We start from the raw sequence: 24,569 nt of genomic DNA on the forward strand, positions 1-24,569 counted from the left end.
TACTCGCCCCGGGCCCCGCCGCGACCGGTCCGAAATCGATCAAGTCCACCCGGACAGCCGCGTGAGGCTCGCGTCGCCGCTCCGCCAGTCCGTCCGGACGGCGACGTACCTGGCCGGGCCGGTCACCTTCACGGTCGAGGTGCGGCCGCGGCCCGCGGTGCCCGCCGTCGTGTAGGTGACTCCGTCGGTGCTGGTTTCGACCGTGGCGGGGGGCACGCGCCCCGGCGTCCAGGCGAGCTCGACCGCGACGGTGGAAACCAGGGCGGCCGCGCCGAGATCGACGACCAGCCGGCCGGCGGGCCCGGGCCGCCACGCGGTCGCCGGGTCGTCGTCGACCGCAGCGGCCGGGCTCGACATCCCGGGCGGCAGCGGTTCGGCGGGGAACGTGCGCGCGCCGAGCGCGAGGTCGGCCAGGGGGTACGGGCGGACTTCGCCGAACACGACCGGCACCGGCCGGCGCGGCGGCAGCACCACCGGCCGCGGGCGGCCGCCGTCCGGGGTGACCGTGACGACCGACGGCAGCGGCCCCGGCGCGGTGAGCTCGACGCGGCTCGCGTCGCGCACGACCGCCTTCAGCCCGGCCGGGCCGCGCACGGTGAACCGCGGGGGTTCGACGCGGCCCTCGGCGGGCGCGAGGTCCAGCGTGAAGGTGGTGCCGGTCGCGGTGAGGACCTGTTCGCCGCGGTAGAGCCGGCGGGTGGTCCCGCGCTGCGGCAGGGCCGCCGTGCCCGCGGCGGCCGCGGCGGAAAGGTTGACCAGCACCAGGAAGCCGTCGGTCACGCTCGCCCGGACCGCGGGTGCGGTGGTCGCGACGCGCCCGGACGGCTTCGCGCCGGCCGGCGCGGGGTACAGCTCGGCGAGCAGGGGAGCGGCAGGGCCGTCGGAGAGCGTGACGCGGTCGCCGGTGACGGTGAGCGGGTTCGGGCTGTCGACGACGAGCCCGGCCCGCCCGTCGACGTCCAGCCACCCGCCGGTGCTCCGCAGCGCGGGGACCGGGTAGGTCGCCACCGCCGTCCAGGTCACGCCGTCGGGCGAGGTTTCGAGCCGGTACTTCCGCCCCGCGGCCGCTTCCCAGCTGAGCCGGGCGTGGTCGAAGGACACCAGGGCGCCGAGGTCGACGGCGAGCCAGCTGTCCGCGCGTGTCCGGTCCGATGTGGACACCGCCCAGCGCGTCGCCGGGTCACCGTCGTTGGCGTACTTCGCCTCCTTGCCCGCCGACGCCGAGGACGCCGTCGCCGTCCCGGTCCGCGCGAGGTCGGGCCCGTCGCCGTCGCGGACCTCGAACGCCCAAAGCGAGTAGCCGTACTGCGGGTCCGGCGTGACGCCGAGCATCCGGACGTACCGCGCGGTGACCCGGCCGAAGGGGACGTCGTCGATGCGCGCGCCGGCCGGTGCGGCCTGCGCCTGCACCGTCACGGTGCCCTCGGCCGCGGTGTAGGCGCGGTCGCCGTCGAGACCAGGTACGCCGGGCATGGCGAGGTTGTAGACGTTCAGGACGCCTTCGCCGTCGGCGACGCCAGTGCTGGCGTAGACGGCGGCGCCGGTGGGCAGGGTGGCGAAGGCGGCGTACCCGGTGTCGAAGCGCAGGACGCCGACGGTGCCGTCGAAGCCGTCGCGGACCTCCTCGTAGGTGGTCGCGTGGCGTTCGCGCACGGCGACGTTCGTCGCGGGCAGCATCGCCGGGCTGGCGCCGCCGAGGACGAACAGCCAGTCGTCGTGGCGCGGCTGCCAAGCGAACTTGACGAACCCGGGCTTGGTCACGGTGCCCGCCCAGGCGGCGGGGGAGCGGTGGGCGAGCAGCCCGGGCCCGGCGCCGAAGTCCGCGACCCCGGCGGCGAGGGTGTCGAACTCGTCCTTGCGGACCGCGGTGACCGGGCCGCCGTGGCTCGCGCGCCACTCGTGCAGCAGGTAGCTGATGGCGAGTTCGGCGCGGGCCTCCGGCTCGTACTTCGGCTCGCCGGAGAACTTCGTGATCCGGTCGGCGGGCGCGTAGGCCTGGTACGGCTCGAGCCGGGCCGCCAGCTGCGCCTCGGCGTAGGCGGCGTAGCGGTCGCCGAGGACCTGGGCGCGGAAGGCGAGCGGGATGACGTCGCGGCCGTAGAGGTGCTCGCGGTCGGCGACCATCGGCATCAGCGGCTCACCGGCGTCGCTGGTCATCAGCAGCATGGTGCGCCAGAGCAGTTCGCCGTTCGGCTGCGCGGTGAGCACTTCGGGCAGCGGCGTCCCGGCGGCGAGGAAGTGCATCGCGTTGCGGCCGGACGTGCGCCAGAGCTCTTCCTGGTAGTGCGGGCCGAACGAGCCGTGGTTTTCGACGAGGAAGGTGTCGTAGAGGTTGGTCGCGGTGTTGGCGTTCACCGGACGGCCGTCGACGAGCCGCGGGTTGGCGAGGTCGGCCGCGGGCAGCCCGGCCTCGTTGCGGCTCCAGGTGCCGAAGGCGGCACGCCACTGGTCCGCGCGCGGGTCGGCCGGCGCCCAGGCGAGAGCCGGGGCGAGCGATTGGGCGTAGACGCCCATCTCCTCCAGTTTCGTGTCGCCGACGTAGCCGCCCTTGAGCCCGTTGGGGGTCCAGCCGCCCGAGGTGGGGTCGTCCTTTTCGCCGAGTGCGGTCGTGTAGGCGGCCTGTCCGGTGGTGATGCGGTCGACGTTCGCGCGGGTCGCCGCGTCGAGGTCTGTCCACAAGAGACGGGCGGCGAGCAGGAAGTACGACTGGAACGTGGTGTCGAAGAACAGCTTGCGGCCCCACTCGGTCCCGCCGGTCAGCAGGTTGGACGCGGCGAAGTGCCGGATCGTGGCGAGGGTGTGGGCCTTGAGCGTTTCCCGGTCGACGCCGGCGGCTCCGGGGTCGTAGCCGTCGCGGGTGAGGAGGACGGCGTTGCCGAGCACGACGGCGAAGGTGAAGTCGCGGGCCGGGTAGATCCCGGCTTTCGCGTCGAACTGCTGCTCGGCCCAGCGGGTGTGCCGCAGCAGCACCCGGCGGTAGGTGGCGGCGACGGGATCGGGCGGCCCGGCAGTGGCCGCCTCCGCCCGGCCGGGCAGGTTCACCAGCAGCGCGGCGGCGCCGGCCGCGCCGAACAGGGCGAGCGCGTGCCGCCGGTCGAGCTCACCCATGCGTGACCTCCCAGGCCGTTGACAACCTTGTCAGCGCGGATTCTGGGACGCCGCGCGCCGCGGGGGCAACCCCGCGACCGAATCCCGTCCGCTTTCGGACAAGGCCCGGATAATTCGTATAACGACCTATACCTTTGGCCAGGCGGGCTGAAGGGGACTTTCCTCGCGTGTGGTGCGCTGAAGGGGACTTTCCTCGCATCAGATGACATGAACGTCCCCTTCAGCCCGCTCGGGTGGGAGCAAGCTCACCGCCGCCCTCCGCGTCCGCCGTGGTGGGATGACAACGTGATCAGCGACTCGGCCACCTTCCTGCTCCTCGTGCTCGCCGGGGTGGGGGCCGGGCTCACCGGGGCCATCGCCGGGCTCGCTTCGCTCGTGTCCTACCCGGCGCTGCTCGCCGCCGGGCTGCCGCCGGTCCTCGCCAACGTCACCAACACCGTCGCCATGCTCGGCACCACCGCCGGGGCCGCCGCCGGCGCCCGGCCCGAACTCGCCGGCCAGCGCGCCCGGATCGTCCCGCTCTGCCTCATCACCACCCTCGGCGGCGCGGCCGGCGGGTTCCTGCTCCTCGTCACCCCGTCCGACGCCTTCACCGCGATCGTCCCGTGGCTGATCGGCGGTGCCGCCGTCGTCCTGATGGCGGGCCCGCGCCTGCGCCGCCTGGCCGAAGCCGCCGACCACCACGGCCTCCGCCCCGCCACCGCCGTCGGCGCGTTCTTCATCGGTGTCTACGGCGGCTACTTCGGGGCCGCCGCCGGTGTCCTCATGCTCGCCCTGCTCGTCTCGGTGTGGAGCCAGCCGCTCGCCCGGACGAACGCCGCGAAGAACCTGGTCACCGGGTCGGCGAACTTCCTCGCCGCGATCGTCTTCGCCGGCACCGGCAAAGTCGTCTGGCTCGCCGCCCTCGCCGTCTGCCTCGGTTCGCTCGGCGGCTCGTGGCTGGGCTCCACCCTCGTGCGCCACCTGCCGGCGACACCGCTGCGCATCGGGATCGGGATCGCCGGGCTGGGGCTGGCCGGCGTGCTCGGCTGGCAGGCTTACGCCTGAAAGACTTCCCGCCCGCGGGCTGACGGAAGTCCCGCGGACAAGGCATGATCGGCGGGGTAACGGCGAGCAGGAGACCAGATGAGCATTGTCGGGACCCGGGTCGTCCGCCAGGAGGATCAGAACCTGATCACCGCGGGCGGCACCTACGTGGACGATTTGCGGGAGGAAGCGCTTTCCGGAGCCGCGCACGCGGTGTTCGTACGCAGCCCCATCGCGCACGCGCGGATCGGGGGCATCGATGTCAGCGAGGCGAAGGCGGCGCCGGGCGTGCTCGGCGTGTTCACCGCCGCCGACCTCGGGCTCGATCCGCACGCGGCGGGGCCGGTCAAGGAACCGTGGCTGGCCGACGGCGTCGTGCGCTACGTCGGCGAACCGGTCGCGCTCGTCCTCACCGAGGAGCGCTACCAGCTGGCCGACGCGGCCGAGCTGGTCGACGTCGACTACGACCCCCTCGACGCCGTGCCGAGCATCGGCGCCGCCCTCGCGGACGAGACGCTGCTGTACCCCGAAACCGGCAGCAACGTCGTGCAGGTCAACGGTGCGGCGGAGTTCGACGACTCGATCTTCGACGGGTGCGAGGTCGTTGTTTCGCAGACCATCGTGAACCAGCGCGTCGCGCCCGCGCCGCTCGAACCGCGCGGCGCGTCGTGCGCGTGGGGCGAAGACGGCAGGCTGACGGTCTGGCTGTCGACCCAGAACGCCCAGATCGCCCGGACTCAGCTGGCCGCGAGCCTCGGGGTGGGCGAGGAGAACGTCCGGGTCATCGCGCCGGACGTCGGCGGCGGGTTCGGCGCGAAGATCGGCGCCGACCCCGAAGCGACCGTGCTGGGCTGGGCCGCCAAGGCGATCGGGCGCCCGGTGCGCTGGGTCGAGTCGCGCAGCGAGAACCTGACCGCGATGACGCACGGCCGCGGCCAGCTCAACACCGTCACCATCGGCGGGAAGCGCGACGGCACCGTCCTCGCCTACCGTCTCGACGTCATCCAGGACGCCGGCGCGTACCCGCGGACGCTGTTCCTGCCGACGCTGACCGAGCTGATGGCCGTCGGCGTCTACCGGTTCCCGAAGGTGGAAACGCGCAGCCGCGGCGTCGTCACGAACACCACGCCGATCGCGGCCTACCGCGGCGCGGGCCGCCCGGAGGCGACCGCGGCGGTCGAGCGCGGGATGGACGTCTTCGCCGCGGAGATCGGGATGGACCCGGCCGAGGTCCGCCGGGTCAACTTCATCCGGCCCGAAGAATTCCCGTACCAGACGCCGACCGGCGCCTCCTACGACACGGGCGAGTACGCGGCGGCGCTGGACAAGGTCCTGGACGCCGCCGGGTACGCCGAGCTGCGGGCCGAGCAGAAGCGCCGTCGCGAAGCCGGTGACCCGGTCGAGCTGGGCCTCGGGATCGCGGCCTACGTCGAGATCACCGGCGGCGACTCCGGCGGCGAGAGCGGCCGCGTCGACATCCACCCGGACGGCTCGGTCGTCGCGTGGACCGGCAGCTCGCCGCACGGCCAAGGGCTCGGCACGTCGCTGGCGATGCTGCTGTCCGACCAGCTCGGCGTGCCGCTGGAGAAGATCACCGTGCGCCACGGCGACACCGACGAGGTGCCCAAGGCGGTCGGCACGTTCGGCTCCCGGTCGCTGCAGCTGGGCGGCTCGGCGATCCGGCAGGCGGCCGAGGAGGTGATCGCGCAGGCCCGCGAGCTGGCGGCCGACCTGCTGGAAGCGGCACCGGACGACCTCGAGCTGGACGTCGAGCGCGGGGTCTGGCAGGTCAAGGGCGCGCCGTCGAGCACCGTGCTCAGCTGGGCCCAGGTCGCCGAAACGGCCGGCGAGGGCAAGCTGTCGGCCGACGTCTGGTTCGGCGGCGGCAAGCCGACCTTCCCGTTCGGCGCGCACCTCGCGGTCGTCGAGGTAGACACCGAGACCGGCAAGGTCGACCTGCGCCGGATCGTCGCGGTCGACGACGCCGGCCCGATCGTCAACCCGCTCACCTTCCGCGGCCAGCGCCACGGCGGGCTCGGGCAGGGCGCGGCGCAGGCGCTGATGGAGGTCGTCACCTACGACGAAGACGGCAACCCGACGACCGCGACGCTGGCGGACTACTCGTTCGTCACCGCCGTCGAGCTGCCGGACTTCGAGCTCGTCGACATGGCCACCCCGACCGACCGGAACCTGCTGGGGGTCAAGGGGATCGGCGAAGCGGCGACGATCGGTTCGACGCCGGCGGTGCACAACGCCGTGGTGGACGCGCTTTCGACGCGAGGGGTGCACCACCTGGACATGCCCACGACCCCGATCCGGGTCTGGGAAGCACTTGAGGAAGCTGGGAAGGGAAGCGCGCGGTGAAGGTCTCGATCGAGGTCAACGGGCGGGCGGTGGCCGAGGAGGTGCCGGACCGGACGCTGCTGGTGCACTTCCTGCGCGACACGGCCGGGTTCACCGGCACGAACATCGGCTGCGACACCACGTCCTGCGGCGCCTGCACGGTGCTGCTCGACGGCGAGTCGGTGAAGTCCTGCACGGTGCTGGCCGCGCAGGCCGACGGCCACGCCGTCACCACCGTGGAGGGGCTGGCCGAGCCGGACGGGTCGCTGCACCCCGTGCAGCGGGCGTTCCGCGAGCAGCACGGCCTGCAGTGCGGGTTCTGCACACCGGGGATGATCATGGCGTCGGTCTCGCTGCTGAACGACAACCCGAAGCCGACCCGCGACGAGGTCCGGGCCGGGCTCGAGGGCAACCTCTGCCGCTGCACCGGCTACCACAACATCGTCAGCGCCGTGATCGACGCTTCCGGCCAGGAGGTGGACCGGTGATCCCCGCCGAATTCCGCTACGAGCGCGTGTCCACAGTGGACGAAGCGCTGGTCAGGCTCGCCGAGCACGGCGACGAGGCGAAGGTGCTGGCGGGCGGGCACTCCCTGCTGCCGCTGATGAAGCTGCGGCTGGCCGCGCCGGAGTACGTGGTCGACATCGGCCCGGTCGACGAGCTCCGGTACGTCCGGCTCGACGGCGACGACGTCGTCATCGGCGCGCTGTCCCGCTACAGCGACCTCCAGCAGGACCCGGTGCTGGCCGAGCACGCGCCCCTGCTGGCGCGCGTGTCCGGCGAGGTCGGCGACCGGCAGGTCCGCCACCGCGGCACGATCGGCGGCTCGCTGGTGCACGCCGACTCGGCGGCCGACCTGCCCGCGGCGGTGCTGGCGTCGGACGCGGTCCTGGTCGCACGCGGTCCGGCGGGGGAGCGCCGCATCCCGGCGGCGGAGTTCTTCCTCGGCCCGTTCACGACGCCGCTGGAGCCCGACGAGCTGCTCACCGAGGTCCGGCTGCCCCGCCAGACCGGGCAGGGCTGGGGCTTCCAGAAGTTCACCCGCCGCGCGATCGACTGGGCGATGGTCGGCGTGGCCGTCGCCGGCGGCCGGGTGGGCCTGGTCAACATGGGCGGCGTGCCGCTGCGGGCCACCGCCACGGAGGAAGCGCTGGCGTCGGGCGCGTCGATCGCGGACGCGGCGGCGCTGGCCGCGGACGGCACGAACCCGCCGGACGAGCCGCACGCGACGGCGGAGTACCGCCGCCACCTGGCCCGGGTGCTCACCCGCCGTGCGCTGATGGAGGCGTCGGCCCGGTCCTGACCGCCGAAGGCCCGGCCGGTCCACAGTGGACCGGCCGGGCCTTCGCGCGTGATCAGGCGAGGTCGAAGCGGTCGAGCTCCATGACCTTCGTCCACGCCGCCACGAAGTCGGCCACGAACTTCTCGCGGGCGTCGTCGCTGGCGTAGACCTCGGCGAGGGCCCGCAGCTGCGAGTTCGAGCCGAAGACGAGGTCGACCGCGGTGGCGGTCCACTTCACCTCGTCGGTCGACACGTCGCGGATCTCGTAGACGTTCTCCGCCGACTCCGACGCCTTCCACTTGGTGCCCGGCGCGAGCAGGTTGGCGAAGAAGTCGTTGGTGAGCACGCCCGGCTGGTCGGTGAGGACGCCGTGTGCGGCACCGCCGTGGTTCGTGCCGAGGGCGCGGAGGCCACCGACCAGAACCGTCATCTCCGGCGCGGAGAGGCCGAGCAGGTAGGCGCGGTCGACCAGCAGGACCTCCGGCTGGCGCTTCTCGCCGGCCCGCAGGTAGTTGCGGAACCCGTCGGCCCGCGGCTCGAGCACCTTGAACGAGTCGGTGTCGGTCTGCTCCTGGGTGGCGTCGGTGCGGCCCGGGTGGAACGGCACGGTCGTCTCGACGCCGGCGTCGCGCGCCGCCTTCTCGACGGCGGCCGAGCCGGCCAGCACGATCAGGTCGGCCAGCGAGATCTTCGCGCCGCCGGCCTCGTTGAACTCGCGCTGGACGCCCTCGAGGGTCTCGAGGACCTTGCCGAGCTGCTCGGGCTGGTTGACCTCCCAGGTGCGCTGCGGCTCCAGGCGGATCCGCGCGCCGTTGGCGCCACCGCGCTTGTCGGTGGAGCGGAAGCTCGCGGCCGACGCCCACGCCGTGGAAACCAGTTCCGAGACCGACAGCCCCGAGTCGAGGACCTTCGCCTTGAGGGCGGTGATGTCGGCGTCGCCCACGAGGTCGCCCTCGACGGCCGGCACCGGGTCCTGCCACAGCTGCGGCTCGGCGACCCACGGGCCGAGGAAGCGGCTGACCGGGCCCATGTCGCGGTGCAGCAGCTTGTACCAGGCCTTGGCGAACGCCAGCGCGAACTCGTCCGGGTTCTCCAGGAACCGGCGGGAGATCGGGCCGTAGACCGGGTCGAAGCGCAGCGACAGGTCCGTCGTCAGCATGGTCGGCTTGTGCTTCTTGTTCGGGTCGAACGGGTCCGGGATGATCTCCGGCGCGTCCTTCGCGACGTACTGCTTGCCACCGCCGGGGCTCGTGGTGAGCTCCCACTCGTAGCCGAACAGGATCTCGAAGAAGCGGTTGCTCCACTCGGTCGGCTTGTCGGTCCAGGTGACCTCGAGACCGCTGGTGATCTGGTCGGGACCCTTGCCGCTGCCGAGCGTGTTCAGCCAGCCGAGGCCCTGCGCCTCCAGCGGGGCGCCCTCCGGCTCCGGGCCGACGTGGTCGTCGGCCACGCCGGCGCCGTGGGTCTTGCCGAAGGTGTGGCCGCCGGCGATGAGGGCGACGGTCTCCTCGTCGTTCATCGCCATCCGGGCGAAGGTCTCGCGGATGAAGCTCGCCGCCGCCTCGAAGTCGGCGCTGCCGCGGGGGCCCTCGGGGTTGACGTAGATGAGGCCCATCTCGGTCGCGCCGAGCTCCGGCACCATCTCGGAGTCGCTGGCGTAGCGCTCGTCGCCCAGCCAGTCGTCCTCGGGACCCCAGAAGATCTCCTCGGGCTCCCAGGTGTCGACGCGGCCGAAGCCGAAGCCGAAGGTCTTGAAGCCCATCGACTCCAGCGCGACGTTGCCGGCCAGCACCAGCAGGTCGGCCCACGAGATCTTCTGGCCGTACTTCTGCTTGACCGGCCAGAGCAGGCGGCGCGCCTTGTCGAGGTTGGCGTTGTCCGGCCAGCTGTTCAGCGGGGCGAAGCGCTGCCCGCCGTCACCGGCGCCACCGCGGCCGTCGTGGATGCGGTAGGTGCCCGCGGCGTGCCAGCTCATCCGGATCATCAGGCCGCCGTAGTGGCCGAAGTCCGCCGGCCACCAGTCCTGCGAGGTGGTGAGCACCTCGGTGATGTCCCGCTTGAGGGCCTCGACGTCGAGCTTCGCGAACTCCTTGGCGTAGGCGAACTTCTCGCCCAGCGGGTTGCTCTTCGCCGAGTGCGCGTGCAGCACCGTGAGGTCGAGCTGGTTGGGCCACCAGTCCTTGTTGGTGCGCGGACGGCCGCCCGTCTTCGGCTGCGGCGAGCCGATCGCCGGGTTCTCGCTCTCGCTGCCGTGCGAGGTCACGGAGTCGTGCGCGACCGGGCAACCGGCCGCCGCCTTCTGGTCCACGCCCTGCGCGCTGGACGGGGCGTTGTCCTGGGTGGAGCTCATTTACTTCCTTCCGAGAGCGGCGAATCATTTCGGGTGCGTCCGGCCGCGCAGCCGGGGCAGGTGCCCCAGTAGACGACCTCCGCTTGGTCGATCACGAAACCGTGGTCGTCCGAGGCGGTGAGGCAGGGGGTGTGGCCGACGGCGCAGTCGACGTCGGCGATCGCCCCGCAGGTGCGGCACACGACGTGGTGGTGGTTGTCCCCCACGCGTGACTCGTAGCGGGCGTTCGCGCCGGCGGGCTGGATGCGCCGCACCAGTCCGGCGTCGGTGAGCGCACGCAGCACGTCGTAGATCGTCTGGTGCGACACCGACGGGTGCTCGGCGCGCACCAGGTCGATCACCGTTTCGGTGTCGACGTGCGGGTTCTCGCGCAGCACCGCGAGCACGGCCAGCCGGGGCCGTGTCACACGGAGTGAGACGGCTCGCAACTGCGCTTCGTAGTCGGACATCACGGCCGACCCTAGGACCGTATCTGGAATGAGTCAAGTTATGACGGCGGTTCCACCCGGTGGTGTCGCGCGGTGCGGGTACTCGACCGGCCGGCTGCCTGGTTAGGCTCGCGGGCATGCCGGACACGCAGTACGAAGACCTCCTCCGCCACGTGCTCGAAACGGGGACCCGCAAAGGGGACCGTACTGGTACCGGCACGCGGTCGATCTTCGGGCACCAGCTGCGCTACCGCCTCTCGGACGGCTTCCCGCTGATCACCACGAAGAAGGTCCACTTCCGCTCGATCGCCTACGAACTGCTGTGGTTCCTGCGCGGCGACGCGAACGTCGGCTGGCTGCGCGAGCACGGCGTGACGATCTGGGACGAGTGGGCGGCACCCGACGGCGACCTCGGCCCGGTCTACGGCGTCCAGTGGCGTTCGTGGCCGACCCCGGACGGCGGCCACGTCGACCAGATCGCGGAGGTCCTGCGCACGCTGCGCGAGAACCCCGACTCGCGGCGGATCATCGTGTCCGCGTGGAACGTGGCCGACATCCCGCGGATGGCGCTCCCGCCGTGCCACGCGTTCTTCCAGTTCCACGTCGCCGACGGCAAGCTGTCCTGCCAGCTCTACCAGCGCAGCGCGGACCTGTTCCTCGGCGTCCCGTTCAACATCGCGAGCTACGCGCTGCTGACGCACATGATCGCGGCCCAGGTGGGCCTCGGCGTCGGCGACTTCATCTGGACCGGCGGCGACTGCCACATCTACGACAACCACGTCGAGCAGGTGCGCACGCAGCTCGCCCGCGAGGCGCGGCCGTTCCCGGCGCTGGAGCTGAAGCCGGCGGAGAGCCTGTTCGACTACACCTACGAGCACTTCGCCCTCGAGGGCTACGACCCGCACCCGGGCATCAAGGCCCCGGTGGCGGTGTGATCGGGCTGATCTGGGCCCAGGCCGCGAACGGCGTCATCGGCCGCGACGGCGGGCTGCCGTGGCACCTGCCGGAGGACCTGCGCCACTTTCGCTCGGTGACGAAGGGTGCGGCGGTGCTGATGGGGCGGCGGACGTGGGAGTCGCTGCCGCCGCGGTTCCGGCCACTGCCCGGGCGGCGCAACCTGGTGCTTTCGCGGACTCCGCAGGAGGAGGCCGAGACGTTCCCGTCGTTGGCTTCGGCGTTGTCCGCGGTGCCGGGCGACGTGTGGGTGATCGGCGGGGCGGCGGTGTACGCGGCGGCGCTGCCGGTGGCGGACCGGATCGTGGTGACCGAGCTCCGCGAGCCCTTCGAAGGGGACACGTACGCGCCCGAAGTGGGACGGCCGGCGGAGTCCGCGGGGGAGTGGCTGGAGTCTTCGACGGGCCTGCACTACCGGTTCCTGACCTGGGGCTGAGGCCTCGGCGTGGCGGGCGGGTTGCCGCGAATGACTCATTCGGGACCGCGGTTGTCTCGAATGAGTCATTCGCGACGTGTGGACCTCGCCTGGCTCTATGGGGCGGAGCGGGGTCGACCCGCTTGGTGGTCCCGGCGAGGCCGGGGACCGTCGCGTTCCCGAGGCTCGGCTCCGGGAGTCCGGGCTTGGCGGGATGCCGCGAATGACTCATTCGGGACCGCGGTTGTCTCGAATGAGTCATTCGCGACCTCCGGATCCCGCCTGACCCCGCCTGACGTTGCCGGCCGAGCGGGCCGACTCGCGCGGCGGTGCTCCCGGTGCGGCTGTGGACCCGTTGCGCTCCCCGGCCTTCACGCTATACGGTTGCCTGACTAGAACACGTTACAGTTTACGTGTCCGGGCGGACCGAGGAGCGGAAATGGCGAAGCGGGCGCCACGCAGCGACGAAGCCGATTACGTGGTCGTCGGGTCGGGGAGCTCCGGTGCCGCCGTCGCCGGGCGGCTGGCGCAGGCCGGGGCCAGCGTGATCGTGCTGGAGGCGGGCAAGAGCGACAGCCAGCTGCTGGTCACCAAGCCCGGCATGGTGGCACCGATGCACGCCGTGCCGCAGCTGAAGGGCCTGGTCGACTGGGGCTACTACTCCGTTCCGCAGAAACACGTTCTAGATCGTCGGATGCCGGTGCCGCGGGGCAAGGTCGTCGGCGGGTCCAGCTCCGTGAACGGCATGGTCTACGTCCGCGGCAACCGTGCCAACTTCGACTCCTGGGCCGCCGAGGGCAACGAAGGGTGGGACGCCGACCGCGTCAACGCCGCCTACAAGCGGATGGAGGACTTCGAGGACGGCGAGAACGCCTTCCGCGGCGCCGGCGGACCCATCCGCATCACCCGCAACAAGATCCCGCAGGAAGGGACGCTGCAGTTCCTCGAGGCCACCGCCGACGCGATCGGCTGCGAGATCCTCGACGACTACAACGCCGAGTCCCAAGAGGGCGTCAGCCGGATGCAGCAGAACGCCGCCGACGGCCTGCGCTACAGCGCCTCGCGCGGCTACCTGCACCACGCGCCGCCGTCGCTCCAGCTCCAGTCGCGGGTGCTGGCCAAGAAGGTGCTCGTCGAGAACGGCCGCGCCACCGGGGTCGAGGTGGTCGACGCCGGCGGCGGCCGGCGCACCGTCCGGGCCGGCAAGGAGGTCATCCTCGCCGCCGGGGTCGTCGGGTCCGCGCAGCTGCTGATGCTCTCCGGGGTCGGCCACGCCGAGCACCTCAAGGAACACGGCATCGACGTCGTCGCCGACCTGCCCGTCGGCGACAACCTGCACGACCACATGTTCCACGCGCTGACCTTCCAGGTGTCCTCCAGCAAGCTCCGCGGCACGGCGCCGTTCTTCGCCCGCGGCCTGGCCAAGGAGCTGCTGCGGCCCGGGTCCACCTTCCTGGCGAACTCCGTCTTCGAGGCGGTCGCGTTCCTGCGCACCTCCCAGGCCGGAGCCGTCCCCGACCTGCAGCTGCACCTGCTGCCGTGGGCGTACGTCTCGCCCAACCAGGACGCGCCGATCCGGCACGCGGTCGACAAGCGCGGCGCGCTGACCGTCCTCACCACGCTGATCTACCCGAAGAGCCGCGGCACGCTGCGGCTCGCCTCGGCCGACCCCACGGCCGCGCCGCTCATCGACTTCCAGTACCTCGCCGACCCGGCCGACCTCGAAGTGCTCGGCGAAGGCTCGGAGATGGTGCGCGAGATCATGGCCTCGAAGGCGTTCGGCGGCGCCGTCAAGGAGGAGATCCACCCGGGCGAGAACCTCAAGGGCCAGGCGCTGCGCGACGCGATCCTCAACCGCGCGACCTCGGTCTACCACGGGGTCGGCACCTGCCGGATGGGCGTCGACGAGCTCGCCGTCGTCGGACCCGACCTCAAGGTCCGCGGGGTCGACGCGCTGCGGGTCTGCGACGCCTCGATCATGCCGTCGATCACCGGCGGCAACACCAACGCGCCCTGCATCATGATCGGCGAGATGGGTGCCCAGCTCGTCCTCGGGAGCCGGTCATGACCCTCACCCCGGTCGGCCTCACCCGCCCGGCGTCGGTGACCGGCGCCTTCCTCGACGGGCTCGTCGCCCGGGTGCCCGGGTCGGCCGACACGACCTGGAAGCTGACCGAGGTCTACACCGGCGACGTCCTCGTCGAGCTCCCGCAGTCCACGCCCGAAGACATCGAGCGGGCGTTCGCCGTCGCGCGCGAGGCCCAGCGGAAGTGGGCCGCCACGCCGGTCAAGCAGCGGCTGGCCGTGTTCAAGCGGGCGCATACGCTGTTCGTCGACCACGCGCGGGCCGTCGCCGACCTCATCCAGGTCGAGAGCGGCAAGAACCGGCGGATGGCGATCGAGGAGACCTGCGACCCGCCGATGGTGATGAGCCACTACCTCAAGCGGGCGGCCAAGCTGCTGGCGCCGGTGAAGCGCGGCGGGCCGGTGCCGCTGGTGACGTCCTCGACCGAGGTCCGGCGGCCCAAGGGCGTCGTCGGCATCATCGCGCCGTGGAACTTCCCGTTCGCCACCGGCATCTCCGACGCCGTCCCGGCGCTGATGGCCGGCAACGCGGTCGTCCTCAAGCCCGACAACAAGACGGCGCTCTCCCCGCTCTACGGCGTGCGGCTGCTGGAGGAAGCCGGCCTGCCGGAGGGGCTGTTCCAGGTCGTCTGCGGCGAGGGCCCGGACGTCGGCCCGACGCTGATCGACCAGGCCGACTACGTGATGTTCACCGGCTCCACGGCCACCGGCAAGGTGATCGGCGAGCGGGCCGGGCGCAACCTCATCGGCTGCTGCCTCGAACTCGGCGGAAAGAACCCGATGATCGTCCTCGACGACGCGAACATCGGCGAAGCCGTGCAGGGCGCGGTGTTCGGCGCGTTCGGCAACACCGGGCAGATCTGCATGCACGTCGAGCGGATCTACCTGCCGGAATCCCGCTACGACGAGTTCAAGACGGCGTTCGTGGCGGCGGCTTCGGCCCTCGACGTCCGCGCCGCGTACGACTTCGGCCCCGAGATGGGCTCGCTCGTCTCGGTGGACCACCTGCGCCGCGTCAAGTCCCATGTGGACGACGCGGTCGCGAAGGGCGCGACGGTCCTGTGCGGCGGCAAGCCGCGTCCCGACCTCGGCCCGGCGTTCTTCGAGCCGACGATCCTCGAGGGCGTCACGAAGGACATGCTCTGCGGTGTCACGGAAACGTTCGGTCCCGTGGTGGCGCTGCACACCTACCGCACCGTCGACGAAGCGGTCGCGCTGGCCAACGACACGGACTACGGCCTGAACGCCTCGGTCTGGAGCGCCGACCTCGATGCGGCCCGCGCGCTGGCGGCCCGCATCGAGTCCGGCAACGTGAACGTCAACGACGTCCTCGCGACGGCCTACGCGGCCAAGGGCACCCCGTCGGGCGGGGTCAAGAACTCCGGCGTCGGCGCCCGCCACGGCGACCAGGGCCTGCTCAAGTACACCGACGGGCAGAACCTGGCGGTGCTGAAGAAGCAGGTGATGGGCCCGCGGCCGGGGCAGCGCTACGAAAAGTACGTCGAGAGCATGCTGTCCGGGCTCAAGACGCTGCGGAAGCTGCGGCTGCGCTAACCATCGACCAGCAGTCCCCGCAGCGGGCCCTGCAACCGCCCGGCCCGCCGCGACACGCCCGGCAGCAGCACCAGCCGGTGCGTGCGCTGCTCGCCCCGGCGTTCCCGCTCGGCCTGGTCCTCGGCCAGGGGCCGCCAGAGGTGGTCGACGACGTCCGCCGGGTCGGTGTGCTCGAGTTCCCCGACCGGGCGGCCGAGGTGCTCGGCCCACAGCCGCAGCCTCGTCGAGCGCGCCAGCTCGCGGTCGTCGGTGGCGACGTTGACCTCGGTGTCGTTGAACAGCGAGTGCTCGTTGAGGTTCGCCGAGCCGACCGTCAGCCACTCGTCGTCGACGATGCCGAGCTTCGCGTGGACGTACACCGGCGCCGCCGATTCGCCGTCGTGCGCGCTGATCGTGGTCGCGAGGAGCCGCTGGTGGCCGTCGTCCGCGTCCAGCAGGCGGCCCAGCTGGCCGCGGGTGGTGTCCGAGCCGTTGCTCGGCTTGCGGGGGAGCAGCAGGACCACCCGGAACCGGTCGTCGGGCGGGGTGCGCAGCTTGTCGATGAGCACCTCGGCGATCTCCGGTGACCACAGGAACTGGTTCTCCAGGTAGACCAGCCGCCGGGCCGAGCGCAGCGCCCGCAGGTAGCCGTCGAGGACGGTGAACTCGCCCTTCGGCAAAAAGTCGTAGGTGCTGTTCGGCACCGTCCGCTGCAGCTGCACCCGGCTGCCGCCCGCGGGGGCCGGCACCGTGGGCTCGGGCAGGTCTTCGCCCGCGACCTCGGTCCAGCGCCGCCGGAAGTGGCCCGCGACGTCGGCGACCACCGGTCCTTCGAGCCGGGCCACCAGGTCGTGCCACCCGATCGGCCGCGGTGGGTGGTCCGGGCTGTCGTGCCGGTCGCCCTCCAGCGCGGTGAAGTCGACGCCGCCGACGAAGGCCACTTCGTCGTCGACGACCACCAGCTTTTCGTGGTGGCAGTGCAGGGTCCGTTCCCGGGCGTCCAGCACGCAGCGCACGGCCGAGCCGTCGGTGAACTTGCGCTGCTCCGACCGCGCCAGCTTGCGCGAGGGCTGGAACGCGGGCACCGGGGGACCGCCCCACAGCAGCACCCGCACTTCGACGCCGCGGTCGGCGGTCTCGGCGAGCAGCTCCCGCAGCGTCGGCGCGCCGGGCTCGCGCGTCAGCCGGAAGTCGGCGCTCGCGTGCCAGTTCGCGATGTGCACGTGCGACTTCGCCCGCCGGATCGCCGCCTCCACGGCGGGCAGCGACTCCTCGCCGTCGATGAGCACTTCGACGCGGTTGCCGTCGCGGACCGGGGCGCGCCCGCCGAGCCGGTCCTCGGGGCCGCCCGGGCCGAGCACGTCACCCCAGCCGAGACCGCGCAGCCGCCGCCGGTGGTGGGCGCAGAGGGCGCTTTCGAGCCCGTCGCCCAGCCGCTCGTCCAGCTTGTCCAGGAATGCGGAGAACGTCTTCACCTGTCCCATGGCACTACAGATCGGCGGAGTCCGCCGCGCAGTGACGCTCCGTCAGAGGTCGAGCACCAGGCGCGGCGAGCGGGAGCGGGACACGCAGAGCATCATCACCTCGCTCTCCGCCCGTTCGGCCGCGGTCAGCACGGCGTCGCGGTGGTCCGGTGTCCCGCCGAGCACACCGGTTTCGCAGGTGCCGCACGTCCCTTCCCGGCACGACGACAGCACCGGGACCCCGGCTTCCCCGACCACGTCCAGGATCGACCGGTCCGCGGGCACCGCCAGCACCCGGCCCGACCCGGCGAGCTCCACCTCGAACGCCGTGCGCGGGGCGTCGTCCGGTTCCGGGGTGAAGCGCTCGACGTGCAGGTTCTCGAGGCCGAGCGCTTCCACCGCCGCCAGGAGCGGTGCCGGTCCGCAGCAGTACACCGCGGTGCCCGGCCCGACCGGCAGCGCGGCCAGGCCGAGGAGGCCGTCTTCGTCCTGCGGCCGGATCGTCACGCGGTCGCCGTAGCGGGCCAGGTCATCGGTGAAGGCCATCGACGAGCGCGTCCGGCCGCCGTACACGAGCTGCCAGTCGGTGACGCGGTCGAGCATCGGCAGGATCGGCGTGATGCCGATGCCGCCCGCGACGAACAGGTACCGCTCGGCGGGCACCAGCGGGAAGTGGTTGCGGGGCGCCGACACCCGGACGCGGTGCCCGGGCGCCAGTTCGTCGTGCACGTACGCCGAGCCGCCGCGGCCGGCGGGCTCCCGCAGCACCGCGACCTGGTACGCCGAGGTGTCTTCGGGGCGGCCGCACAGCGAGTACTGCCGCACGCCGCCGGGCAGCTCGAGGTCGACGTGCGCCCCGGGTTCCCACGGCGGCAGCGGTTCGCCGTCCGGGGCGCGCACCGTCAGGCGGACGACGTCGTCGGCCACGGTTTCCTTGTGTTCCACCAGGAGTTTCATCGGTGTCCTTCGGGGTGGGCGAGCAGCCAGTCCCAGAGCGCGACCGGGTCGTCGAAGTCGCGTTCGGCGCCGCAGTGGCAGATCGCGTGCAGCCAGTCGGTGCCGGGGACCCAGAGGACCCGGTTCACGGCGACACCAGCCGCTGCAGCATCCGGCGCGCCGCCAGGCCACCGGTGTCGATGTTGACCGAAAGTTCCTGGTAGCCAGGGGGTTCCGCGGCGATGACCCGCTCGAGGACGTCGAGCGCTTCGACGTCCTGCAGCACCACCGTGCGGTTGTTCTCGGCCAGGAACGCCGACACGCCTTCGTCGTCGAGCGCGAAATCCCGGGCCACGGCCCAGAAGTCGTGCGTCGAGTGCTCGGTCTCGGGGGTGATCGCGTAGACGACCTCGACGTGGAAGGCGTCCGGGTCGCTGCCGTCCGGCCGCGGCACGGACCCGACCGGCGCGATGCGGCTGTGCAGCTTGTACAGGCAGGGTGGGGTGTATTCGATGTCCTGCCAGCGCGAGATGCGGCCCTGCAAGCCGGTCGACTTGGCGTAGAACGGCGGGCATTCGGCGTCGGCCATGTGCCGCGAGACGTAGACGACGGCGTTCTCTTCGTCGACCTCCGTCGTGATCGGCGTGGCGGCGACCTCCGGGGTGCCGATGTAGCCGCCGTGCAGGTAGGTCTCGTGCGAGAGGTCCAGCAGGTTGTCGACGAGCAGCGAATACCGCGCCCGCAACGGTTCCATCCCCGAGACCGTCGTGTAGCCGGGGGAGTCGAGGTAGGGTGCGCGCGGGATCCGCGCGGCGTCGGCGTCGGCGGGGTCGCCGATGAAGACCCAGACGAAGGAGTCCTGCTCCACGACCGGGTACCGCGGCAGCCGCGCGGTCCGCGGCACCCGCGCCTGCCCCGGCACGGCCACGCACTTGCCGTCCGCGCCGTAGGTGAAGCCGTGGTAGCCGCAGACGACCTGGTCGTCGACCAGCCGCGAAGGCTTTTGCGACAACGGGAACCGCCGGTGGACGCACCGGTCGGCCACGGCCGTCACGCTCCCGTCGCGGGTCCGCCAGAACAGGACCGGTTCGCCGCAGATGGTGCGGCTGAACAACTCCGTGCCGATTTCGGAGCCGTAGGCGGCGACGTACCACTGGTCACGGGGAATGGCGCTCATCGGAGTTCGTCCTCTCGTGGCGGGGCCCCCAGCGTGGGCGGGCGGCCCCTCGCCGCGAAGGGCAATTCCATAAGACGGAAAGCTCAGCCGAGGGCGCGGGAGATCGCGCGGGCGCTCGTGCGGACCAGCGGGGCCAGCGCGTGCGGCGACGCGCTGCCGTACCGCACGACGAGGGACACCGCGGCGACGACCTGGCCGCGGGCGTCGTGGATCGGGGCGCCGACGGAGAGGCTGTCGAGGGTGACCTGGCGCTCGCTGATCGAGAACCCGTGGGTGCGGACGTCGGCGAGCAGGTGCCGCAGGCGGTCGGGGTCGGTGACGGTTTCCGGCGTGTAGCGCTCGATCGGGCGGCTGAGGACGTCTTCCTGCACGTCGGCGGGCGCGTGGGCGAGCAGGACGAGCCCGACACCGGTCGCGGTCAGCGCGAACCGGCCGCCGACGCGGGTCAGCACCGGAACCGCGCCCGTGCCGGCGATCCGCTCGATGAACACGACCTCGGTGCCTTCGCGGACGGCCAGCTGGACGTTCTCCCGCGTGATCTGGGAAAGGTCTTCCAGGAACGGCAGGGCGCGTTCCCGCAGGGCCAGGCCGCGCGGCGCGAGCGAGCCCAGCTCCCACAACCGCAGCCCGACCCGGTAGACGCCCGCTTCGTCCCGCTCGAGCGCGCCCCACGCGCAGAACTCCCGCAGCAGCCGGTGCGCGGTGGCCGCGGGCAGCCCGGCCCGGCGCGCGACCTCGCTCAGCCGCAGCGCGGGGTGGTCCGGCGAGAACGCTTCGAGCACCTTGAGCGCGCGGCCGAGCACCGGCCCGGTGGCGCCCGGAACGCGACCTCGATGCGGCACGGCTACCTCCCGGGGGCCAGCTGCGCGCGGAGCAGGCCGTCGAGGCGCCGCCACGCCGCGGACTCGGCGTTCACCGCGCTCTGGACGAGTGCCGGGACGGCCGACGGCGCGTCCAGGCCGGGCAGGGGACCGGAGCCGTAGCGCTGCCGGGTGGCCGCGACGATCCGCTCGGCCAGCGCGTCGATCGCCGGGTCGGCCGGGTCGAGGTCGTGGGCGCGGTCGTAGTCCAGGTACAGCTGCCGCAGGCCGGGGTCGGTCAGGGCCTGCGCCTGGTCGCGGAACGACGCCGCGGCCAGTTCCGGGTGCGTGGCGTACACCAGGATCCACAGGTCCGTCTCCATCGCGGCCCAGCGTGCGGAAAAGCCCAGCTCCGGGAGGTGTTCGAGGTGCCGCGCGACCTCGGGCGGCAGCCCGTGCACCGGGCCGGACCCGAGCCGTCGGAGGCGCCGCTGCGTCTCGCGGAGGTGGCGGATGCGCGCGGTCAGCTCGCGGTCGACGTCTTCGAGCGCGGCGCGGACCTGCTCCGGGGTCGCGTCGCCGAGCTCCTTGATCCGGGCCAGCGGGACGCCGGCTTCGGCGAGGGTGCGGATCTTGAGCAGGTCGATCGCGTGCGCGGCGGTGTAGCGCCGGTACCCGGAGGAGTCCCGCTCCGGCTCCGGGAGCAGGCCCTTCGCGTGGTAGACGCGGACGGTCTTGATCGAGACGCCGGCGTACGCGGCCAGCCTGCCGATGGTGATCACCCCGCCATGATGCCGCGCTTGACCCCGCCCCAGGGGCAGGGTTGCAGACTTGACGGATGACGAACCTGGATCCGGCCACCCTGCGCGCGCTGGCCGACGAGGGCAACGAGCGCGCCCTCGACCGCCTGGCCGACCTGGCCGACGCGCGCGGCGACGTCGCCGCACTGAGCGAGCTGCTGGACGAAGGCAGCATGCACGCGGGCCGCCTGCTCACCCGCCGCGCGGTCGCTGACGGCGATTTGCTGGAGCTGCAGCGGGTGAGCGACGCGGGGTACGAGGAGGCGAGCACCGAGCTTGAGCGACTGCTGGAGGACCCGGGCCGGTGACGTCCGCCCCTGCCGGGCGGGCCCGTTCCGGAGCGGGCCGCGGTGCCCAGCCGGGGCGAGCGACGCCTGAGGGTGCGCGACGCTGGGGCGAGCCACCTCCGGCGCCCGTGCGGAGGTCGTGAAAGGGTCGTTCACCGCGCCAGACGTCGTGAACGACCCTTTCATGACCTCCCGGGCGACCGGATCGGCCGTGCGTCCGGTGACACGAAAGTGCCTCCGCCGGGGCGTGTCGGGAAGCGGGGCGCGGGCGCCGTGTCAGACTTCGCGGCGATGGTCACTCCAGCCGATCTCGCCGACCTGCTCGAGTGCGAGCACCGCAGCCTCCTCCACCAGGCCTGGGCCGCGGGACTGCCGGGAGCGCCCCGCCCCGCGGACCCCGACCTGCCGGGCGACCGCGCCGAACCGGCCCCCGAAGAAGCCGAAGCGACCCTGGAGGCGATCCGTGCCGGGGCCCCGGTGATCCCCGGGGCCGTCCTGCGCGACGGGGAGTTCACCGGCCGCGTCGGCTCCCTGGTCCGGACCGCCGAAGGCCGCTACGAAGTCCACGACACCCAGCAGGTCCGGCACGCGACGCCCGCCGCGGTGGTGCGGCTGACCGCCTGCGCCGCCGCGCTCGGGGCGGCCGCCGGGCCGGAGGTGCACCTCGGGCTGAGCGACGGCACCACCCGGACGCTGCGCGTCGACGACTTCCGCCCCCTCGTGGACCGGCTGCGCGCCCGCCTGCGCGACCGCGCCCCGCGGCTGCCCGTCCCGGTGTGGGCCGACGAACGGCCGGCCTGCGCCGGCTGCGGGTTCGCGCGGCACTGTGCGTCGGCACGGGAGGCCGACCGCGATCTCTCGCTCGTCGCCGGGATGCGCAGTGACCAGCGGCGCAAGCTGACCGCCGCCGGGCTGGGCTCGATCGACGCGCTGGCCGCCGCCGGGCCGGGCGACCGGCCGCGGGACCTGTCCGTGACGGCGTTCGCCGCCCTGCGCGCCCAGGCCGCGCTGCAGGTGCGGCAGGACACCACCGGCGAGATCGCCTACGAGATCGTCGACCCCGGGGAACTCGCCGCCCTGCCCGCACCCGCGCCGGGGGACGTGTTCGTGGATCTGGCCGGCGATCCGCACGCCCTCGCCGGCGAAGGGCTGGAGTACCTCTTCGGCGCGGTCACCGAGGCGGACGACCGGCGCTTCACCGCGTTCTGGGCGCACAGCCGGGCCCAGGAGAAGCGCGCCTTCGAGGAGTTCGTCGACTTCGCCGCCGCGCGCGTCGCCGAGCACCCCGGCTCGCACGTCTACCACTACGCGCCCTACGAGGTGACCGCGATCAAGCGGCTCGCGGCCGTGCACGGCACCCGCGAAGAGACCGTCGACCACCTGCTGCGCAGCGGCGCGGTCGTGGACCTGCACGCGGTCGTGCGCAAGGCGCTGCGCGTGTCGCAGCGGTCGTATTCGATCCGCCACCTCGAGCCGCTCTACCAGCCCGGTGCCCGCGGCAAGACCGCCGTGTCGGACGTCGAAGAGTACGAGGAGTACCTGGCGTTCGACCGCTCCGGCGAACCGGAGCGCGCGGAAGAGGTGCTGCGCCGGATCGCCGAGGACACCGAAGACGACTGCGTCTCCGCGCTGCGGCTGTTCGGGTTCCTGCACCGCGTCCGAGCCGACGCCGGGATCGACGTCCCGGCACCGGCCGAGGAATCCGCCGAGGACGCCCTGCTGCGCGCGGCCGAAGAAGACGTCGCCGCCGAGCGCCGCGCCGAACGGGCCGCGCAGCTGGCCGCGCTCGTCGACCCGCTGCTCGAGGGCCTGCCGGACGACCCCGCCGACTTCACCGCGGACGACCGGGCCCGCGCGCTGCTGGCGGCGTCGGTCGGCTACCACCGCCGCGAGACCAACCCGGCCTGGTGGGAGTACTTCCGCCAGCTGGCCGCGCCGCTCGGCGACCTCGAAGTGGACACCGCCTGCGCCGTCCCGGTGGCGCTGGAAGCGGGGGAGTGGGTGCCCCCGGCCGGGCGCGTGCGCACGGCGAAGCGGACGCTGCAGCTCGCCTGCGACCCGGACCGCCCGCACCCGTTCGCGCCCGGCGACGAGGTGCGGCTGCGCTACGGCGACACCGCCCGCGACGCGAAGGTCGTCGCCGCGTCGGCGGTCGAGCTGACGGTGGAGGAGAGCAGCCCGCCGGACGCCACCACGAACGACCGGCCGACGGCGGTCCTGCCCGGCAGCCCGGTGCGGCCCTCGCCCAAGGACGAAGCGGTCGCCGAGCTCGCCCGCCTGACCGTCGACGCGCTCCCGGAGCTGCCGCGGCACCCCGGGATCGACCTGCTCCGCCGGACGCCGCCGCGGCTGCGCCGGGGCGCGGCCTTGCCCGAGCCGGGCACGGACCTGGTCGCGACGGTGATCGACGCGGTCGAAGAGCTGGACGGCTCGACGCTCGCCGTGCAGGGCCCGCCGGGCGCGGGCAAGACCTACCTGGCGGGCAAGCTGATCGCCCGGCTCGTGCGCGCGGGCCGGACCGTCGCGGTCACCTCCACCAGCCACAAGGCCGTGGAAAACGTGCTGAGCGCGGCGAAGAAGATCGCGCCGGACCTGCCGTGCGCCAAGCGCGCGAAGCGGACGCCGGACCCCGCGGCGCCGTGGGACCAGCCGAAGAGCAACCCGGCGCTGGTGAAGTGGCGCGAGGAGCACGACACCGGCCACCTGGTCGGCGGCACGGCGTGGACCTTCGCCAACGCCGCGATCCGCGAAGAGCCCTTCGACTTCATGATCATCGACGAGGCGGGCCAGTTCGCCCTCGCCGACGCGCTCGCGGTGTCCGTGTGCGCCGAGAACGTCCTGCTGCTGGGCGATCCGCAGCAGCTGCCGCAGGTGGTGCAGGGCACGCACCCGGCGGGCGCGGAAGCTTCGGCGCTGGGCCACCTGATCGGCGAGGCCGACATCATGCCGCCCGAGCTGGGCTACTTCCTCGACGAGACGCGCCGGATGCACCCGGCCGTCTGCGCACCGGTGTCGGAGCTGTCCTACGCGGGCCGCCTCCACGCCCACCCCTCGGCGGCCGGCCGGTCCCTCGACGGCGTCGGCGCGGGGCTCTACGTGGCCGAGGCCGACCACGCAGGCAACACGACCCGGTCGGTCGAGGAAGCCGCCGTCGTCACCTCGATCGTCGCGGACCTGCACGGCCGCGCGTGGACCGACCACGGCACGACCCGGCCCCTCGGCGACGCCGACATCGTGGTGGTCGCGCCCTACAACCTGCAGGCGCGCACGGTGACCCGGGCGCTGGAGGAGGCCGGTTTCCCCGGGGTGCGGGTGGGAACGGTGGACCGGTTCCAGGGCCAGGAAGCACCGGTGGTGATCACCACGATGACGTCGTCGTCGGCCGTGGACCTGCCCCGCGGGCTCGACTTCCTGCTGTCCCGCAACCGGCTCAACGTCGCGCTTTCGCGGGCGCAGGCGCTGGCGATCCTGGTGTGCTCACCGCGGCTGGTCGAGGCCGACATCCGGACCGTCGAGCAGATGCGGCTGGTCGCCGGCATGATCGGCCTGCTGACCGCGGCCCGGCCCTGGCCGGGCGGGTAG

The 24,569-nt window shown here is 72.9% G+C and carries 19 protein-coding genes; 10 read left to right on the plus strand and 9 right to left on the minus strand.

Going from position 1 to position 24,569, the window contains the following annotated elements; all coding sequences use genetic code 11:
* Positions 1-39: 39 nt before the first annotated feature.
* A complete protein-coding gene (locus AB5J73_RS33420; protein WP_370962732.1) occupies positions 40-3,108 on the minus strand; it encodes a discoidin domain-containing protein in 3,069 nt (1,022 codons plus the stop codon).
* Positions 3,109-3,393: 285 nt separating this feature from the next.
* Here AB5J73_RS33420 and AB5J73_RS33425 point away from each other — a divergent pair, with 285 nt between their 5' ends.
* The 4 genes from AB5J73_RS33425 (at position 3,394) to AB5J73_RS33440 (ending at position 7,780) form a co-directional block, all read left to right on the plus strand.
* Positions 3,394-4,155: a sulfite exporter TauE/SafE family protein gene (locus tag AB5J73_RS33425; protein ID WP_370962734.1), complete on the plus strand. Its 762-nt coding sequence runs from the start codon at positions 3,394-3,396 to the stop codon at positions 4,153-4,155.
* A gap of 78 nt (positions 4,156-4,233) precedes the next feature.
* The gene (locus tag AB5J73_RS33430; RefSeq protein ID WP_370962735.1) at positions 4,234-6,498 is read left to right on the plus strand and encodes a xanthine dehydrogenase family protein molybdopterin-binding subunit; all 2,265 of its coding nucleotides are present in this window, start codon (positions 4,234-4,236) and stop codon (positions 6,496-6,498) included.
* Entirely contained in the window at positions 6,495-6,965 is a 471-nt protein-coding gene (locus AB5J73_RS33435; RefSeq protein WP_370962736.1) for a (2Fe-2S)-binding protein, read from the plus strand. Before AB5J73_RS33430 ends, AB5J73_RS33435 begins: the two co-directional genes overlap by 4 nt.
* Positions 6,962-7,780 (plus strand): xanthine dehydrogenase family protein subunit M, encoded by an 819-nt coding sequence (locus AB5J73_RS33440; protein ID WP_370962737.1) that lies wholly within the window; start codon positions 6,962-6,964, stop codon positions 7,778-7,780. Before AB5J73_RS33435 ends, AB5J73_RS33440 begins: the two co-directional genes overlap by 4 nt.
* Before the next feature lie 52 nt (positions 7,781-7,832).
* Here AB5J73_RS33440 and katG read toward each other — a convergent pair whose 3' ends face one another.
* Together katG and AB5J73_RS33450 are read right to left on the minus strand one after the other, a co-directional pair.
* Complete coding sequence (katG, locus tag AB5J73_RS33445) at positions 7,833-10,109, minus strand: catalase/peroxidase HPI (protein ID WP_370962739.1); 2,277 nt, start codon at positions 10,107-10,109, stop codon at positions 7,833-7,835.
* Positions 10,106-10,558, minus strand: coding sequence for a Fur family transcriptional regulator (locus AB5J73_RS33450; RefSeq protein WP_370962740.1), 453 nt, complete (start codon positions 10,556-10,558; stop codon positions 10,106-10,108). The genes katG and AB5J73_RS33450 overlap by 4 nt, the downstream gene beginning before the upstream one ends.
* 116 nt (positions 10,559-10,674) lie before the next feature.
* On the opposite strand from AB5J73_RS33450, the gene AB5J73_RS33455 reads away from it, so the two are divergent.
* The 4 genes from AB5J73_RS33455 (at position 10,675) to AB5J73_RS33470 (ending at position 15,545) form a co-directional block, all read left to right on the plus strand.
* Entirely contained in the window at positions 10,675-11,472 is a 798-nt protein-coding gene (locus AB5J73_RS33455; protein WP_370962742.1) for a thymidylate synthase, read from the plus strand.
* Positions 11,469-11,927, plus strand: coding sequence for a dihydrofolate reductase (locus AB5J73_RS33460; RefSeq protein ID WP_370962743.1), 459 nt, complete (start codon positions 11,469-11,471; stop codon positions 11,925-11,927). Before AB5J73_RS33455 ends, AB5J73_RS33460 begins: the two co-directional genes overlap by 4 nt.
* 418 nt (positions 11,928-12,345) lie before the next feature.
* Positions 12,346-13,974 (plus strand): GMC family oxidoreductase, encoded by a 1,629-nt coding sequence (locus tag AB5J73_RS33465; protein ID WP_370962744.1) that lies wholly within the window; start codon positions 12,346-12,348, stop codon positions 13,972-13,974.
* Positions 13,971-15,545, plus strand: coding sequence for a succinic semialdehyde dehydrogenase (locus AB5J73_RS33470; RefSeq protein ID WP_370962745.1), 1,575 nt, complete (start codon positions 13,971-13,973; stop codon positions 15,543-15,545). The genes AB5J73_RS33465 and AB5J73_RS33470 overlap by 4 nt, the downstream gene beginning before the upstream one ends.
* Here AB5J73_RS33470 and AB5J73_RS33475 read toward each other — a convergent pair.
* The 6 genes from AB5J73_RS33475 to AB5J73_RS33500 form a co-directional block, all read right to left on the minus strand.
* Positions 15,542-16,999, minus strand: coding sequence for a phosphatidylserine/phosphatidylglycerophosphate/cardiolipin synthase family protein (locus AB5J73_RS33475; RefSeq protein WP_370962746.1), 1,458 nt, complete (start codon positions 16,997-16,999; stop codon positions 15,542-15,544). The two genes, AB5J73_RS33470 and AB5J73_RS33475, sit on opposite strands and share 4 nt — an antisense overlap.
* A gap of 51 nt (positions 17,000-17,050) precedes the next feature.
* Positions 17,051-17,944, minus strand: a complete 894-nt coding sequence (locus AB5J73_RS33480) for a 2Fe-2S iron-sulfur cluster-binding protein (RefSeq protein WP_370962747.1) — start codon at positions 17,942-17,944, stop codon at positions 17,051-17,053.
* Positions 17,941-18,072, minus strand: a complete 132-nt coding sequence (locus tag AB5J73_RS33485; RefSeq protein WP_255482109.1) for a hypothetical protein — start codon at positions 18,070-18,072, stop codon at positions 17,941-17,943. Before AB5J73_RS33485 ends, AB5J73_RS33480 begins: the two co-directional genes overlap by 4 nt.
* Complete coding sequence (locus AB5J73_RS33490) at positions 18,069-19,100, minus strand: Rieske 2Fe-2S domain-containing protein (protein ID WP_370962749.1); 1,032 nt, start codon at positions 19,098-19,100, stop codon at positions 18,069-18,071. The genes AB5J73_RS33485 and AB5J73_RS33490 overlap by 4 nt, the downstream gene beginning before the upstream one ends.
* An 83-nt stretch (positions 19,101-19,183) precedes the next feature.
* On the minus strand, positions 19,184-19,942 hold the full coding sequence (locus AB5J73_RS33495) for an IclR family transcriptional regulator (RefSeq protein WP_370962750.1): 759 nt from the start codon (positions 19,940-19,942) through the stop codon (positions 19,184-19,186).
* A gap of 2 nt (positions 19,943-19,944) precedes the next feature.
* Positions 19,945-20,682, minus strand: coding sequence for a MerR family transcriptional regulator (locus AB5J73_RS33500; protein ID WP_370962752.1), 738 nt, complete (start codon positions 20,680-20,682; stop codon positions 19,945-19,947).
* Between the two features lie 56 nt (positions 20,683-20,738).
* Here AB5J73_RS33500 and AB5J73_RS33505 point away from each other — a divergent pair, with 56 nt between their 5' ends.
* Both AB5J73_RS33505 and AB5J73_RS33510 read left to right on the plus strand, forming a co-directional pair.
* Positions 20,739-21,008: a hypothetical protein gene (locus AB5J73_RS33505; protein ID WP_370962754.1), complete on the plus strand. Its 270-nt coding sequence runs from the start codon at positions 20,739-20,741 to the stop codon at positions 21,006-21,008.
* Positions 21,009-21,278: 270 nt separating this feature from the next.
* Positions 21,279-24,569 carry a TM0106 family RecB-like putative nuclease gene (locus tag AB5J73_RS33510; RefSeq protein ID WP_370962755.1) on the plus strand — a complete coding sequence of 1,097 codons (3,291 nt, stop codon included), beginning with the start codon at positions 21,279-21,281 and terminating at the stop codon, positions 24,567-24,569.

The sequence above is a fragment of the Amycolatopsis sp. cg9 genome, from assembly GCF_041346945.1.
Taxonomy (GTDB): Bacteria; Actinomycetota; Actinomycetes; order Mycobacteriales; family Pseudonocardiaceae; genus Amycolatopsis.

Excerpts from the sequence above, each read along its gene's own strand:
- AB5J73_RS33470 (WP_370962745.1), top strand. The coding sequence starts at position 13,971 with ATGACCCTCACCCCGGTCGGCCTCACCCGCCCGGCGTCGGTGACCGGC.
- AB5J73_RS33465 (WP_370962744.1), top strand. The coding sequence starts at position 12,346 with ATGGCGAAGCGGGCGCCACGCAGCGACGAAGCCGATTACGTGGTCGTC.
- katG (WP_370962739.1), bottom strand. The coding sequence starts at position 10,109 with ATGAGCTCCACCCAGGACAACGCCCCGTCCAGCGCGCAGGGCGTGGAC.
- AB5J73_RS33420 (WP_370962732.1), bottom strand. The coding sequence starts at position 3,108 with ATGGGTGAGCTCGACCGGCGGCACGCGCTCGCCCTGTTCGGCGCGGCC.
- AB5J73_RS33510 (WP_370962755.1), top strand. The coding sequence starts at position 21,279 with ATGGTCACTCCAGCCGATCTCGCCGACCTGCTCGAGTGCGAGCACCGC.
- AB5J73_RS33490 (WP_370962749.1), bottom strand. The coding sequence starts at position 19,100 with ATGAGCGCCATTCCCCGTGACCAGTGGTACGTCGCCGCCTACGGCTCC.
- AB5J73_RS33455 (WP_370962742.1), top strand. The coding sequence starts at position 10,675 with ATGCCGGACACGCAGTACGAAGACCTCCTCCGCCACGTGCTCGAAACG.
- AB5J73_RS33505 (WP_370962754.1), top strand. The coding sequence starts at position 20,739 with ATGACGAACCTGGATCCGGCCACCCTGCGCGCGCTGGCCGACGAGGGC.
- AB5J73_RS33430 (WP_370962735.1), top strand. The coding sequence starts at position 4,234 with ATGAGCATTGTCGGGACCCGGGTCGTCCGCCAGGAGGATCAGAACCTG.
- AB5J73_RS33480 (WP_370962747.1), bottom strand. The coding sequence starts at position 17,944 with ATGAAACTCCTGGTGGAACACAAGGAAACCGTGGCCGACGACGTCGTC.
- AB5J73_RS33450 (WP_370962740.1), bottom strand. The coding sequence starts at position 10,558 with ATGTCCGACTACGAAGCGCAGTTGCGAGCCGTCTCACTCCGTGTGACA.